The sequence below is a fragment of the Dactylosporangium siamense genome (assembly GCF_016862795.1).
Lineage (GTDB): Bacteria > Actinomycetota > Actinomycetes > Mycobacteriales > Micromonosporaceae > Dactylosporangium > Dactylosporangium siamense.
The window spans coordinates 1-14,566 of record NZ_BONQ01000183.1 but is presented as its reverse complement, the minus strand read 5'-3'; the positions used below and the strand labels follow the sequence as shown (position 1 = coordinate 14,566).

Here is a 14,566-nt window from a genome sequence, read left to right as displayed (position 1 = left end):
GGTCGGTGATCGACGAGATCCTGCAGGGCGATCTGGACGAGGTCGCCTCGTTCACCGACGGCGACCGGATAGAGGTACGGCTGCGGCTGAACCTCTGCCTTGCAGCCGCGGCAGGGCCTTGCGTCGCGCGCGCGGATGCACCGCACATGCGCTCACGCCGATCCCGCTGCACTGCCCGAACACGTGGAGCATGAGTCCGGTGAGGCATCATGGACGCATGGGTCAGGACACCGACTGGGTCCCGCTGTTCAGCTACAAGTGCCTTCCCGGCGCTCCGTCGCCCCAGGCGGCGCTGCGATTTTGACTGCGCGAGAACGGCATCGACTGGATGCCGTTCTCTGACGACCAGGTCAGGATCGACGTGATGTGCGGCCGGGACGACTACGGCCGCCCCCTCGGCTGGTTCCGTCTGCACGTCGCCGCCGGCGCGCTGCGGCCGCTCGGCCTGCACCCGGACCAGCCGACGGGCGGCCTGCTCGCCGGCCCCCTGCCGGATTGGTGGCACGTCGCCGTCGACCGCTCCTGGCACCGCCCACCCGACGAGCCCCGCCCCCGTCGCCGCCCAAGCTGATGCCCATCGGTACGCTTCTCCCGAGTCGCCGGACCGTACGCTGAGCTCACCGGGTTGTTGTGACTGTATGCGTATCCGTTCATCTGCTGTGGGTCGGCCAGGTTAATCAGCGGGTCAACGGAGATGAACCGGCCGAGTGCCGAGTCGTACGTGCGCTGACCGAGCTGCAGCAGGCCGACGCTGTCGGCGGTGGCGCCGAGGAAGCCCTGGCTGCTGGGCCAGGTAACTGTTCCGTTGCGGGCGCCGCCGTAGGCAGGTACCGGGTCGACGGTGCGGCCGGGTTGGTGCCGCGGTCGCGGCGGCCGTTGTCCAGCCCGGCAGTGACGCCCGCGGTGCTCGAGGACGAGATCGTGCGGTTGCACAAGGACCGGAACGGCCGGTGGGGTGCGAAAACGCTCCGGGCGGTCCTGGCCGGGCACACAGGTCGTGTTCGGCATGTCCCCGGAACCCCGTGTTCGGAATGTCCCCGGTTCGCACACCTTCGCCCATCGATCACATCTCGAACGCGTAGACCAACACCAGCTGATCGACCTCGTCGCGATAGACCGAGAGCTCCACATCACGATGAGTTCCCGTCACGTCAGCCAGGTAGAAGTCAAATTCGACTCCCTCCCGAATTCCCCAGTCCAAACCCTTGACGTCTGAGGCAGCAAAGCTGAGGGGTTGGACAGGTCCAGCGGACTTGTCGGATAGTCTCTGCCGTTCGCGGTAACGGGAGAAGCAGGGCGAGTCGGCCGTGAAACGTAGGTACAGGTTGTCCTGGATACCGTCGCTTGCGAAGTATCGGATGCCGACGGCGCACTCCGGGATCGTCACACCGAGTTGGGCCGCGAGCGCTTCAAGGCTGACGTCACGGCGCGCACCGTCAAATGCCCTGCTGTCACGATGCGATGACACTCCGCAGCCAACCATGGCAGGTAGGGCGGTAGTGAACGCCAGGGCGCCAGCGACAAGCCGGCGCCGAACGCCCGATCTACGCATGGTTCTTCGAACCTGGATAGATGCCATAACTTTGCTTAGTGTAACCCTTGACTGCAAAGTCCTTGGCGACACCGTAGTCGACCATCGCGTTGTACGGCGCGAAGCCAATGTTCCAGATCTGGTCTTCGTCATCAAAGTTCCAGTCTTTGTACACCTCGACCCAGTACTCACCCATGTAGGAATTCGTGCCTTCCGGGGAGTTCCATACTGTCATATCACCACGCACCCGGAACTGCACACCGCGCACACCCAACTCATAGTCGATGTTGTTGGTCATCGAGGCACCGAACCAGTAGCTGTCGAGTTCGAAGTCGCAGGTCCCGCCGGCGCACTCACCCAGTGCCGAGGCGATCAGAAGGCCCACGATTTCGTCGACCCGCGAACGGAAGTCTCCATCGCGCGCACACGTCCGTCCAAGCCCGGACGAGGTGCGCCGATATGCCTTCGTGCCGCTGGAAGCAGCGACATCATGGGTGACCGCGGCGACCATGCGCCGCCTGACCGCGGCTGTAACGATGCGGACCGCTGGCCTGACCACCTATCTTGCTGATCCCCGGGCGCTTTGATCGATCACTCCATTACGGACTGTGGCGATCTCCGCTCGGCTGTGGCGCGCGACCGGCGCCATGAGCGGACGCCATGATCGGCCGGCACGATGGGCGTCTTCGTCAGCGAGCAGGCGTGCGCTGATTGATTTCGCGTCTTTCTTGGGCCGCGGCGTCCGGTTGTTCAAAGGTAGAAGGGGAGCTGCTCGCGGGCGTAGGCGGCGACGTCGAGTGGTCGGCACCAGTCGTTGGCCTTGAGCCAGGCGGTCCACTGTGGTGGCCAGTCGTCCGGGACGGTGAGTTCGGTGTTCGGGTCACGGTCGGGGCCGAGGATGAGTTCCCCGAGCCGTTGCAGGTCCGCGACGGTCAGGCCGGCGTAGCGCATACCGTAGGTGCCGTCGTAGCTGGTTCTCATCGGTATGTGGGGTAGGAACTGCGGTGTTGTGCAGATCCAGTGCTCGACGACTCGTTTTGCCATCGCGTATCCGCACAGGTCTACCGCGGGGCCAGGATCTGGGAACCGGAACGTGCCTGCGCAGCGGCGTTGCTGCTCGGCGTAACGGTCGTGCCAGAACTCCACCGTCCAACCGGGCCAACGCTCGCCGCAGCGTTCGACCAGTCCGTAGACCGGATCGATGGACCACACGCCGACGGTGTGGTCGGCCGGATCCACGTGCATTCCGCCTCGGGGTATTTCCGGCCACGTCGACAGCCGCGGCAGGTCCACGAGTTGCTCCAGGACAGCGGGACCGAGCGCCCACGGTCGCACGACATTGTCGGCCAATCCGTACGCGGCATCCTCGATCGTGATCAGGTAGTGCAGCTTCGGCGGCTCTTGCGGGTCCGGTCGGCCCCAACGGAACAGGTCGGTGTCGTCCCACGCCTCGCGGGTCAGGACCGCACGGTCCAGCCCGAGCGCGTCCGTCACGTCGACGATGCCGTTGTATGCCCAGCGGACGTTCCATCCGGGCCAGGTCCGTCGATAGGCGTCAAGGTAGGCGCAGCGCTCGTCGTAGTCGACGTTCAAGAACACCAGCAGTTCCTTGGCGTCCACGTCGATCAGTGCACCGGACTCGCATGAGGACTCCCGGTACCACTGATGTTCCTGCCACACCGGAAACGTAGGCGAGAGGAAGGCCGCCAGTGCGGGATCGGGCCCGAGGGCCAGCAAGGTGTCCAGGCTGTAGCCCAGACCGCCACCGCCGCGGTGTGTCCAGACACCGTCCTGCCGGACCGCCACATTCGCCCGAGATCCCACGCACAACATGTTAGATCCGCTATCCGCCTGTCAGCAGAGGGAGGCCGGACGGGACGGTGCTCGCTCATCGGCAGTTCAGTGAGCGCTCTATTGCTGTGCTGGGGTGCCGGTCGTCGAGGCGACGATTGCACCCAGGGCGGCGCGGGCCCTGGCGAGATCGGCCATGCGCGAGTCCAGTTCGGCCAGTTGTGCCCGGAGGTGGTCAAGGACGCATGGCTGCAACTCGCCGGCGTCGCCGACGAAGCAGGGCATCAGTTCCTGGATGACCCGAGTTGGCAGTCCGGCGGCGAGTAGCGTTCGGATCCGGGTGACGGTCGTCGGCGCATCGGGCTGGTAGTGACGGTGGCCGCCTGCGGTGCGATGCGATGCGATGTCAGCAGCCGCTGATCCTCGTAGTAGCGCAACAGTCGCACGCTCACGCCCGTCTTGCGAGCGAGCTCCCCGATCTTCACGTGACCCGTCCCACCTCTGCTTGAATCTCACACTGATGAGAGATTCTAGGGTGGATGACATGACAACCTCCACCGATGCCAAGCCCGTCTCGCTCTACGGATTCGTGACACCTCGACCTGGACATGCCGACCGGCTCCGGTCGCTGCTGCTCGACCTCGTCGAGCCGTCACGTGGCCACGCGGTGGCTCCGTCGGTGAGAACGGGGCTCTGGCGCAATCTCCGTGAATGATCACTGCGACCATGTGGGCGCCGTCGAGGCCGGCGCTGTTCGTGCAGTCCGACGCTCGGCCCTCGGGTAGCCGTTGGTAGCCCACGGCCTGGCTTCACAAAAGTGTGGGCCAGAGCCCCGTTCTCACCGACAAAGCCGGCTCAGACTGACGAACTGGTAGGCCTGACCCGGGCGACCTCTCCGCGTGCTGCTGTAGCCGGCGCACAACGCCGGCGTCCGAAGGTATGCCCGCCACTGCTGACCGGCGCTTGGAACCGGCTCAGGCAACGCCAGCCACGGCCTGCCACGACGACCGGTCGTTGGGCAGGCCGAGCCGTGAAAATGTCCCATCCCAGGCTTCGAGGTGGCTGCCCAAGGACGACAGCGCCCGGATGTCAGACTGGCGGAAGGGCGCGTGCCGGGCGACCATCTCGGCGAGCCGGCGCTGGACGGGCGTGACCGCCGCCGGCGACGGCAGTCCGTCTGGGAAGACCACACGCAGGTACGGCTCGGCCAGCGCGCCGAATGCCCGGCGTTGCTCGCCGACGTCGAGATACGTCGGGTCAGACGGCACCGCGAGGATCGCCGCCGGCAGGAGGCGGTCGACGTCGCGGACGGCCGCGCACAGCCGTTCGGCGAGCGCGGCTTCCGGGTACGGCAGGGCCGAGAGCCCCATCATGCCCTCGAACCCCTGCATGCCGATGACGGCCGGATTCCGGGACGCCTCGGCCAGCAGCACGGTGTTCGCCTCGGGATCGTCGGCACATGCCGGAGCAAGCGCGGCACACACCCGCACGCCCGGATGCGGGTCGCGCAGCCACGCACGCGGTGCCCCGCCCAGTTCGCCGGCGCCCAGCAGCATCGAGGCGCGATGGTGCGCGTCGGCCGAGGCGCACTCCGCCAAGTGGTACGCCAGCAGCCGAGGCCGATGCACCACCAGGTCGGGGTGGCCGCTCAACGTCGCGGCAGTCAAGGCCGCACAACCCCGCAGTGCCGGCACCCGGGCGCTCAACAGCGGCTCGATCGTCGCGTACACCTCGGGCAGCAGGTCGAAACAGTCCACGCGCGCCGCAGCCAGCAGCACCTCACCCGGCGCGTCGGCGTTTGTCCAGTCCAGGACGAAGCGGCGTTCGCGCAAATACCTGGTCAGCCACTCACGCACGTCGGGCGCGTCACGCCGGGACGCTGTCGCGCGGTCGATGCCCGCGAGCACCTCACGGGCGACCTCACGCAAGAACCAAATGGCCCCACTGCGCAGCGTCGGGTCCTCGCCGCCGAACTCGGGCTCTCCGATCGTCCGGACGAGGTACCGCACTCCCTCGACGGTGGCCGGAGTCAGGTTTCCGCCGCAGTACAACGCCGACCACAGAAACGAGTACGGCGCGCGCCAGAACGGTTCGTCAGGACCCTGCGGATGGTCGTCACCCCGGCGAAGGTCGTCGAGGAGGGCCAAGTCGTCACCGGACGGCCCATAGGCGTGGAAGGACACGGCTCGCCGTCACCGGCACGAGTGCCGCAACAGGCTGGTCATGCCGAGAAACCCTAACAGGGCTAGCCCTGGACGCCCCGACCACAAGCACAGGTGCCCGCTCATCGGCCAAGACAGGAAGCGTCGCCGGGGCGCGGCGCTCGCTGTGACGACCACGGTGCCGCCGCCGCGCGAGACCAGCGGCGTGTGCGTGCACCTGATCTTGGCAGCTATCGCGTCGCTGGAGAAATAGCACAGGTGCTGCAACGTGGATTCGACGCTTCTGTGGGTAGTGCCCGACGAGGTGCGGGAACTCCGCGGGCAGTAGCTGGTCCGGGCAGCCGCCTGACCCGCTGTATTGAGGGATGAGCATCGGAGGCCGGAGTGTTTCAGGCAGGGGATGTCCGAGAATGGCTCGGCCACGATGTCGTTGACACCGACGGCCATAAGGTCGGCACGCTGGAGTCGATCTATGTCGACACCTCCACCGATCAGCCCTCGTTCGCCACAGTCACAGTGGGACTGCCGACACGGCACCGCTTGGTGTTCGTGCCGTTGACCGACGCCACCGTCGGTCCCGGCTACCTCAAAGTGAGGTACCTCAAGAGTCAGGTCAAGGCCGCTCCGTCGATCGATACCGATGGAGAACTCCCAGCCAGCGACGAAGCGGGGATCTTCGCGCACTACAACCTCGTCTACGCCCAAGGGGCCAGTGGCGAACGACGCCTCGCGCGCCGGTAATGATCATTCACGGAGATTGCGCCAGAGCCGAGAACGGAACCCGTTTGTCGTTGAACTCGGGACCCACCGGTCGACGGTCGGATGATGTGTTCGCCAGTTCGGGACCCATGCGGGTTGCGTTGGTCGCGGGGCGGAGCTCAAGGGTGGCAAGCCCGGTTCCTGGCCGACAGCTGACAGACGATGTGGACGCGTCGTCGTAGGGTGACGCCCAACCTCGACGGCGTGGAGGACGCGAAATGGCACAGATACTCGCGAAGGGACAGAACGTGCCCGTACGGGCGTCGGTGGTCCATGCCGTGCTGAGCTGGCAGCCGGGTCCCTCCGTGCCCGACGTCGACGTCTCGGCGTTGTTGCTGACCGGCGCCGGGCGGGTGCGCGGCGACGGCGACTTCGTCTACTACAACCAGGCGGGCCACGCGAGCGGGTCGGTCCGCCACGCGGGCAAGCGGACGGACCCGCGGTGGCTGGCGGACACCGTCAGCGTCACGCTCGGACAGGTCGAGCCGGTGGTGGAGCGGATCGTGGTCGCGGCGTCGGCCGAGGGGGCGTTCGGCAGGGTGCCGGGCTTGACCCTGTGCCTGTACGACGAGGCGCACGCCGAACTGGTCCGCTTCGCGGTGGCGGGTGCGGCGACGGAGACCTCGATGGTCCTCGGCGAGCTGTACCGGCGCGGCGCCGAATGGAAATTCCGGGCGGTGGGGCAGGGCTTCGACAACGGGCTGGCCGGTCTGGCCACGGCGTTCGGCATCCAGGTCGACGACCCGCCGGCGCCGCCAGCGCCCGCCGCGGGGCCGCCTGCACCGGTCAACCTCGACAAGGGCCGGATGATGCTCCGCAAGAACGAGTCGGTGAGTCTGGTGAAGACCGGCGCGCCGCCGCTGGTCCGCATTCGGATGGGTCTGGGCTGGGATCCGGCGAAGGCAGGAAGAAGCATCGACCTGGACGCGGGCGTGATCACCTTCGTCGGCGGCCAGCCGGCGGTCACCGTATATTTCGGCAGGAAGACCGGGTACGACGGCGCGATCAAGCTCAGCGGCGACAACCAGTCCGGCCGCGGAGAGGGCGACGACGAGCAGATCCGGGTCGCGCTCGACCTGCTCCCCGTGGAGGTGCACGCCCTCGTCTTCACCGTCAACAGCTACGGCTCGCACAAGTTCACCGCGATCAGGCGGGCCTACTGCCGGTTGCTCGAGGACCGCAGCGGCAACGAGCTCGTCCGCTTCGACCTCACCCAGTCGGAGCCGTCCACGGGCGTGCTGATGGCGGTACTGCGGCGTGGGCCGGCTGGTGTCTGGACGATGCAGGCGCTCGGCGTGTTCCAGGACGGCAGAAAGGCGGAGGACATGGAGCCGCTGGCGACGAGGCTGCTGGCCGTCACGGCGTAGCCGGCGCCGCAGAGTTCGACCGAGATCACCCGATCGAGTCCGGCCCGCTCCCGGACGAATATTGGCGTCTTGCCAGACCCGGTCCACGTGGGTGTAAGGCGCCCGCAACGCCTCGACTGCCCGCGGGCCGGCCGAATCCAACTCGGCAAGACGGCCGGCGTCGTGACCGGCGGCGGCACCACCTTCGTGGTCAGCAAACGTCGAAATTCCCGCATTCGCCGACACCGTCAAACGCTCCACGCGCACCGAGCGCCGGCCGATAGCAACCTGGACCCACCCGACCAGCCGGGACATCCCGACGCTGCCGGACCAAGCCCAGCGCTCAACCGCGCCAAACCCCGCCGCCCGTTGACATAGGAGCGTCAAGATGCTGAAACGCCAGATGTTCGGCCGCGCCAACTTCGACCTCCTCCGCAAGCGCGTCCTCCACACCACCTGAGCAACAGGGGCCAAATCCGATCAACTAAAGGGGGCCAGAACCGACGAAGTCCGTCACAGCCAACGCAGCCTAGCCTGGTGCGTTGCGCTCGTCGGGTCACGGCGGCCTCGCGGGCACCGTGCGATGGGCCAGTTGATGCTCCGCGATCGCTTGCCTCGCTGAGGTCCTCCGAAACAGTGGTGATGGGGACGAATGACGTCCTGCCGCCGCGGGGTGGGGGAACATGTACGTGTGCAGCTGGCGATGGCCAGAGGCGAGCGCCGAGTCATCCAAGCCGGCGTGCGCCGGCACCGAGCAGGACCTCACTGATGAGGTCGGCGCACGAGCTGACGTCGCGCAGATTGAGCAGGCTTGTGCCGGAGGAACCAAGCCGGCTGCTGAAATGTCGGAGGATCTCGGCGGCGTGCCCCGCCTCAGGGACATCGCCACGTGCTCGCAGCAGCAGGTTGGCCCGGACGAGCATATCGGCGTTCTCTATCAGCACAAGGTCCGGGTCTTGGGGCAGCAGGGTTCGGCTCAGGTCGATCCATCGGAACTCTGTGCCCTCGAGCCTGGCCTGTGCCAGGTCGATATCGAGCATCGGATTCGGGTCGGGCTTGGCCTCGCCCATCAATCGGCCGTTGAACACGACCTGTTTCACCTTCCCCGCGAACGTGCAGCGAATCAGGCTCGACTGCCAGAAGTTCACCATTGTCAGATCGGCATCGGAGAAGTCGCAGTCGATATATGTCGCTGCCGCGCTTCCAAGCCGAGCCATCTTCGCGCGGGTAAAACGCACATGGTCGTAAACGTTGCCGCGGGCCTGCCCCTCCAGCCATGCGCCGAGCGACGAGGTACGCAGATCCGCGCCGACGAACGAGCAGTCCGTGAAGTCTGTTCGCCAGATCCGCCAATCGCGGCACAACGCACGGTCGAATCGGCAGCCGACAACCGTGCAGTCGACAAATCGGAACGATGTCAGGTCGCCGGCGTCCAAGGCCAGTCCCTCGAGTCGGCAACCGTCCAACTGGACTGTACGACCGGGGAACGACACCCCCCGTAGATCGATCAGTCCGTCGACCACACCGAGACCGAGGTCGTTCAACCGCCCGCCGCCGCGAAGCCGTGCGCCGGCCTCGGCGGCCAGTTGCTGGCGAGCCGGTGTGGCCCACCGTTGCCGTAGCGCCTTGACCCCCGCCGTCATGTCCACAGGATACCTACCCCAGGGCCGAACTTTTTCTTGTAATGGCGGTGACTGCGCCAACTGCCGGTGGTTGTGAGGTCGTACCAGCCCGCGTGCGTGCCGGCGCGGACGCTGTCCCGGCGCAAGTTCACCCAGTCGGGTCCGGGGTAGCCCTGAGCCTGGTAGATCAGCGCGTCTAGTGCTGTGACCGGAAACGTTGGCCGGGTTGGGTCAGGCTGCTCGGATAGCTGGCTGGCCCCATCGGCGTTGGCGTTCGGAGCGGATGCGGGCGCGTTCGCGGCGTTGCGCGGCCAGGACGTCGGGGTGGCGGGCGTTGGCGTTGCGCCAGCGCAGATAGGTGTGCAACGCCCTGGTGGCGACGGTGTGGTTGGGGTGGTTCGACCCGGCGACGACGAACATCCGCAGGGGTCCGAAGTGCGCCTCGATCGGGTTTGCCCAGGACGAGTAGGTCGGGGTGAAGCACAGCTCGACCCGGTTGCGGGCGGCCCAGGCCCGGATCGCCGTGCCTTTGTGCGCGGACAGGTTGTCCAGGATGACGTAGATCGGTGCGCCGTCCGGTCGGGCAGCTCGGATCGACTTGAGCGCGGTGAGGGTGTTCGCCGCGGATTTGCGGCGGCGCACGACGCCCCAGAGGGTGTCGGTGCCGACGCTGTAGCAGGCGTGGAACTGCCGCACGCCGTGCAGCTTGTGGTAGTTCGCGGGGAGCCGGTCGGGGTGCCCGGCCGGCGCCCACGTGGCGCCGGCCTGCGGGCGGACTGTCAACGGCCCGAACTCGTCGAAGGCGAACACCCGATCAGGGAACCGGTTGGTGACCTCCTCGATCCGGGCGAGTTTCGCCTCGGCGTTCGGGTCGTTGCTCTCCTTCCACGTCTTCGTCCGCTGGAACGTGACGTCGTGCTTGTGCAGTAGCTCCCGAAGACGTTCCCGGCCCACGACCACGCGGTGCGGGCCGTGGTTGTGGGCCAGGTAGTCAGCGAGTTTGCGCAGGCTCCACCGGGTGAACGGCTGCCCGAGCGTGGCTGGTCTGGTCTTGGCCGTCGCGACGATGAACGCTTCATCATCAAGACTGATCCGGCGGGGACGGCCACCCGCCCACCGAGGGTCCAAGCAGGCCAGCCCCATCTCGTTGAACCGGTGGATCACCTCACGGACCGCATCCTCATCACCCTGGACCAGACGGGCGATCGCCGGGACGGTGTTTCCGCTGGCCGAGGCCATGATGACCATCGCCCTGCGCAGCCGGATCGGCGACCCGGTCCCACGCCGAACGATCTGCTGTAATCGCCGGCCCTCGTCATCAGAGAGCCGCCGAGCCCGGACAGGTTCTGCCATCCCGACAGCGTGAACCCCACCCGGCACCACACCGGGAACGCTGACCGGCGTGTCACACAACCCGGCCAACGTTTCCGGTCAAAGCACTAGCTCGGGATCATCCGCCGCAAGTTGCTTGACGCGCTGATCGAGGATCGTACCCTTGCGCCGGTTCTTCAGTGACAGATCATTCGGGCTGGCTTTGATCTTCTCAAGATCTTCGGCGGTGTATCCCAGCAGGCCTTGGTCCCACTCATCGAGCGCCCGATCTGTGTGTCGCTTCAGGGATAAGGCATACGCGTCCGGGCTGGCCATGTCCTTGCCAGCCATGTCCACGATCCGCGCTCTAGGCGCCGTCCGTGCGCCGCGCAGGTACTTGTACAGCGGCCCTGCGGCACCGGACAGGCCGCCCGTGACAGCGCCGATGATCAGGTCGGTCGGCGTGGTCGGCCGGCACATGGCGCTGTTCGCCGCCCAGGTGAAGCCTGCACCGACGACCGCGTCGACGGTGAAGATGGTGGCGATCGAGCCGATTGAGCCGGCCTGCATCCCGAATCGGGCCGCGACGGCCGCGCCGGCGGGTGCGACCAGCACTGCGAGGCCACCGATGACGCCGCCTTCCAGGGCCGACTCGCCGACGGCGCCCCAGTCGTAGGACGGGTCGTTGCGGTGCTGCCACATGTAGCCGCCGGCGCCGATGGCGGCGCCGAGGACGACGCCGACGCAGATGGGGCAGGCGCCGGACGGGTCGGTGTTCTGCAGCGGGTTGTTGTCGGCGTAGGCGTAGGGCTGGCGGGTGCTGTCGACGAGCGGGTCGACGGTGGTGAACTGGCCGGTGGCCGGGTCGTAGTCGCGGGCGCGCAGGTAGACCAGGCCGGTGGTGGGGTCGGTCCAGTTGCCGGTGTAGCCGATGGCGCTGTCGGCGCTGCCGGTGTGCCCGGTCCGCACGCCGTACGCGTCGTAGGTGTTCGTGGCCACGACAGTGCCGGCGGCGTCGGTGATGGTGCGGACCGATCCCAGTGCGTCGGTATGCAGATATTCGATGGTGCCGTCGGCGGCGACCTGGGCGTAGGGGGTGATGCCGTTGCCGTACAGGTAGCGGTGGCCGCCGTCGTCGAGCAGCAGCGGCAGACCGCCGGCTTGGGCCCACACGAAGCGTGCGGTGGCGCCGTTCTGGGTGCGGGTTTGCCGCAGTCCCTCGCCGTCGGCACTGTAGGTGGTCAGTGTCCCGTCGAGGGACGTGGCGGAGCGCATGGTGCCGGTCTGGTCGTAGACGAAGTTTGTGCTGCGGGTTGCGGTGGTGGCTCGGACTCGGTTGCCGTTGCCGTCAAAGGTGTACGTGGTGGCTGTGCCGGTCGTCGGGGTCGAGGACGTCAGTTGTTGCGCGGCGTTGTATGCCTGGGTGGTGCCGTCTGGGAGCCTCTTCAGCAGGCCGGCGGGGCTGATGGCGAGGGTTGCCGTGCCGGAGGTGCGCAGCTGCCCGAGACCGTCGAAGGTGTATGTCTTCGTGCCGTCGTTGGTGAGTTGCCCGGCCGGGTCGTAGGCGTACGTGGTCGATGTCAGCGTCGTGGTGCCTTTGGACAGTGCCAGGTTCGTGACTCGGCCGTTGGTGTCGCGGGTGTACGTCGTGACGACGCCGTTCGGGTCGGTGCGCCCGGCCTGGTCGCCGTCGGCGGTGTAGCCGAACCTGGTGGTGTTGCCCGCCCAGTCGGTCGCGGTGAGCAGCTGTCCCGCGCTGTCGTAGCCGTAGCTGACGCTCTTGCCGTCCGGGTACGTGAGGGACGCGAGCCCGCCTGCCGTGTTGTACGCGTAGCCGACGGTGCTGCCGGCGCCGTTGGTGGTGCCGGTGAGCCGGCCGAGCGTGTCGTAGGTGTAGCGGCTGGTGCCGGTCCCGTCGGTCATGCTCAGGCGGCGGCCCGCGGCGTCGTACGTGTAGCCGATGGCCGACGTGGTCGGGTCGCTGAACGCGATGCCGGTGAGTCGGTCGCCGGCGTCGTAGGTGTTGGTGATGGTGCCACCGGTGGGCTGGGTGACGGTGGCGACGCGGCCCGCGGTGTCGTAGGTGTAGCCGGTCGTGAGGCCGCCGGGCCGGGTTTCGGTGAGGGTGAGGCCGGCGTTGTCGTAGGTGTAGGTGGTGCGGTTGCCGTCGGCGTCGGTGTGCGTCGCCAGCTGTCCGTCGGCGGTGTACTCGTACCGGATCGTGCTGGTGTCGGGCTGGGTGAGAACGGTCAGCGTGCCGGCGGCGTCGTAGGTGTAGCCGGTGACCCGCCCGACGGGGTCGGTCTCGGTCGCGGTGCGACCGGCCGCGTCGAACGTGTAGGTGCGCACGGCGCCGCTGGGGTCGACGGTCTTGGTCAGCTGGCCTGCGACGTCGTACGTGTTGCTGGTCGTGGCCCCGGACGGCAGTGTGGTGGTCAGCGGCCGGCTGTTGCGGTCGTACGTGGTGCGGGACACCGCGCCGTTGGCGTCGGTGGCGCTGATCCGGCGGCCGAGCCGGTCGTAGCCGTACCGGACGGTGTTCCCGGCCGGGTCGGTGACGGTGAGCAGCGCGCCGGCGGCGTCGTAGGTGGAGGTGCTCACGGCGCCGGCCGCGTCGGTGGCGCTGGTCGCGTTGCCCATGAGGTCGTAGGCGGCGCTGGTGGTGATGCCGGTCGCGTCGGTCGTGGTGGCCGGGTTGTGGTCGGCGTCGTAGGTGTACCGCACGGTGCGGTTCAGCGGGTCGGTGACGGACAGGATCCTGCCGCCGCTGTCGTAGGTCGCGGTCGACGTCTTGCCCCCGGCGTCGGTGGCCGTGACGACGCGGCCGTCGGTGTCGCGGGTGACGCTGACCGTGCGGCCGTCCGGGTCGGTGCTGCCGGCGAACCGGCCGCTGGTGTCGTAGGTGTAGCGGGTGACGCTGCCGGCGGGGCTGGTAGCGGTGGCGACGGTCCCGTCGGTGTTGTAGCTGAACCGCTGCGTCTGGCCGGCCGCCGAGGTTGACGTGAGCTGGTTGCCGCGTACGTCGTAGGTGGCGGTGGCGGTGTTGCCGGCGGTGTCGGTCGCCGACGTCATGTCGCCGAGGGCGTCGTAGCCGAACGTGCTGGTGCGGCCGAGGGGGTCGGTGGTGCTCTTCAGGTTGCCGAACGCGTCGTAGGTGAATCTCGTGGTAGCGCCGGTGCCGTCGATGACGCTCGACCGCTGGGACGTGACCGGGTCGTAGGTGTACAGCAGGGTGGTTTCGTCGGCGGTCCCGGCGGCGTCGACGCTGCCCGTCAGCTGGCCGTCCGCACGCGCGCGGCACCAAGAGCCGCACGTCGCGCTCCGGTCGACACTGACCCTGCTGCGGGCCGACGTCCCCGCAGAGGCCACCAACTCGGGCGGTTGGTCCCGTTGGGAGGCGTTGTTGCCGCATGTCTTGACCGCGACCGAATTCAGCGACGCATTGCCGCCAGGCGACCCAGTGGCAAGCGATGCCCGGTGGCTGCTCGATCGGGCCGCGGCATACTTGCAGAGCCGTGGCCACTACGGTCTCGCGCGGCCCCTACTGGAAAGGGCGCTGGCCGGGGAGGAGACCAGCCAAGGGCTCGACCACCCCGCCGTCGCCCGGCGGCTCAATGCGCTTGCCTTGCTGCTGTTTGACGAGGGGGACCCAGCCCGCGCCCGTCCGCTATTGGCGCGGGCGGTGGCGATCAACGAGGCAACCTACGGTCCAGACCACCCCGTCGTGGCAAACGACATGACAAACCTCGCTGCGGTGCTGCTGGAGTTGGGGCAGGCAGACCAAGCGCGGCCGCTGTTGGAGCGAGCGGTGACAATCAACGAGGCGGCTTATGGTCCGGACCATCCTGAAACCGCCCGAAGCCTACGCAATCTCGCTAGCATTGCCCGCCAGACGGGCGATCCGGCGCTGTGCCGCCGGCTTCTTACTCGGGCGTTGATGATTGACGAGGCGGCCTACGGACCTGACCACCCCGTGGTGGTCGCGTCGCTCGGCGAGTTGGCCGCCGTTGTGCACGACCTCGGAGAGGCGGAGGCAGCTCTGCC

At 67.7% G+C, this 14,566-nt stretch carries 14 protein-coding genes and 2 pseudogenes; 6 read left to right on the top strand and 10 right to left on the bottom strand.

What is annotated here, in order from left to right; translation table 11 throughout:
• The first annotated feature begins 5 nt into the window (after positions 1-5).
• Both Dsi01nite_RS53160 and Dsi01nite_RS58095 read left to right on the top strand, forming a co-directional pair.
• The gene (locus tag Dsi01nite_RS53160; protein WP_203854164.1) at positions 6-194 is read left to right on the top strand and encodes a hypothetical protein; all 189 of its coding nucleotides are present in this window, start codon (positions 6-8) and stop codon (positions 192-194) included.
• A gap of 134 nt (positions 195-328) precedes the next feature.
• Entirely contained in the window at positions 329-571 is a 243-nt protein-coding gene (locus Dsi01nite_RS58095; protein WP_239137133.1) for a hypothetical protein, read from the top strand.
• A 56-nt stretch (positions 572-627) separates the two neighbouring features.
• Here Dsi01nite_RS58095 and Dsi01nite_RS58090 read toward each other — a convergent pair.
• The 6 genes and pseudogenes from Dsi01nite_RS58090 to Dsi01nite_RS59245 all read right to left on the bottom strand — a co-directional run.
• A pseudogene (locus Dsi01nite_RS58090) lies at positions 628-1,008 on the bottom strand (RHS repeat-associated core domain-containing protein); the annotation flags it as partial.
• Between the two features lie 55 nt (positions 1,009-1,063).
• Positions 1,064-1,468 carry a hypothetical protein gene (locus Dsi01nite_RS53150; RefSeq protein WP_203854163.1) on the bottom strand — a complete coding sequence of 135 codons (405 nt, stop codon included), beginning with the start codon at positions 1,466-1,468 and terminating at the stop codon, positions 1,064-1,066.
• Positions 1,469-1,544: 76 nt separating this feature from the next.
• Positions 1,545-2,042, bottom strand: coding sequence for a hypothetical protein (locus Dsi01nite_RS53145; RefSeq protein WP_203854162.1), 498 nt, complete (start codon positions 2,040-2,042; stop codon positions 1,545-1,547).
• 239 nt (positions 2,043-2,281) lie between these two features.
• A complete protein-coding gene (locus Dsi01nite_RS53140; RefSeq protein WP_203854161.1) occupies positions 2,282-3,355 on the bottom strand; it encodes a hypothetical protein in 1,074 nt (357 codons plus the stop codon).
• An 87-nt stretch (positions 3,356-3,442) separates the two neighbouring features.
• Positions 3,443-3,727, bottom strand: coding sequence for a MerR family DNA-binding protein (locus Dsi01nite_RS59115; protein ID WP_203854188.1), 285 nt, complete (start codon positions 3,725-3,727; stop codon positions 3,443-3,445).
• A gap of 2 nt (positions 3,728-3,729) precedes the next feature.
• Positions 3,730-3,807: pseudogene (locus Dsi01nite_RS59245) on the bottom strand (MerR family DNA-binding transcriptional regulator); the annotation flags it as partial.
• A 59-nt stretch (positions 3,808-3,866) separates the two neighbouring features.
• Here Dsi01nite_RS59245 and Dsi01nite_RS53130 point away from each other — a divergent pair.
• Positions 3,867-4,037, top strand: coding sequence for a hypothetical protein (locus Dsi01nite_RS53130; protein ID WP_203854160.1), 171 nt, complete (start codon positions 3,867-3,869; stop codon positions 4,035-4,037).
• Positions 4,038-4,296: 259 nt separating this feature from the next.
• Here Dsi01nite_RS53130 and Dsi01nite_RS53125 read toward each other — a convergent pair whose 3' ends face one another.
• Entirely contained in the window at positions 4,297-5,469 is a 1,173-nt protein-coding gene (locus Dsi01nite_RS53125) for a hypothetical protein (protein WP_203854159.1), read from the bottom strand.
• A gap of 399 nt (positions 5,470-5,868) precedes the next feature.
• Here Dsi01nite_RS53125 and Dsi01nite_RS53120 point away from each other — a divergent pair, with 399 nt between their 5' ends.
• Entirely contained in the window at positions 5,869-6,225 is a 357-nt protein-coding gene (locus Dsi01nite_RS53120) for a PRC-barrel domain-containing protein (protein ID WP_203854158.1), read from the top strand.
• A gap of 236 nt (positions 6,226-6,461) precedes the next feature.
• Positions 6,462-7,610, top strand: a complete 1,149-nt coding sequence (locus tag Dsi01nite_RS53115; protein WP_203854157.1) for a TerD family protein — start codon at positions 6,462-6,464, stop codon at positions 7,608-7,610.
• 704 nt (positions 7,611-8,314) lie between these two features.
• Here the strand turns inward: Dsi01nite_RS53115 and Dsi01nite_RS53110 are convergent.
• The 3 genes from Dsi01nite_RS53110 to Dsi01nite_RS53100 all read right to left on the bottom strand — a co-directional run bounded on the left by Dsi01nite_RS53110 (position 8,315) and on the right by Dsi01nite_RS53100 (position 13,891).
• On the bottom strand, positions 8,315-9,232 hold the full coding sequence (locus tag Dsi01nite_RS53110; protein ID WP_203854156.1) for a pentapeptide repeat-containing protein: 918 nt from the start codon (positions 9,230-9,232) through the stop codon (positions 8,315-8,317).
• Positions 9,233-9,442: 210 nt separating this feature from the next.
• On the bottom strand, positions 9,443-10,564 hold the full coding sequence (locus tag Dsi01nite_RS53105) for an IS630 family transposase (RefSeq protein WP_203854155.1): 1,122 nt from the start codon (positions 10,562-10,564) through the stop codon (positions 9,443-9,445).
• Positions 10,565-10,642: 78 nt separating this feature from the next.
• Positions 10,643-13,891: an RHS repeat-associated core domain-containing protein gene (locus Dsi01nite_RS53100; protein WP_203854154.1), complete on the bottom strand. Its 3,249-nt coding sequence runs from the start codon at positions 13,889-13,891 to the stop codon at positions 10,643-10,645.
• Between the two features lie 34 nt (positions 13,892-13,925).
• Between Dsi01nite_RS53100 and Dsi01nite_RS53095 the strand changes: the two genes are divergently transcribed.
• Positions 13,926-14,566, top strand: a 641-nt coding sequence (locus Dsi01nite_RS53095) for a tetratricopeptide repeat protein (protein WP_203854153.1), incomplete at its 3' end; no start/stop codon positions are given.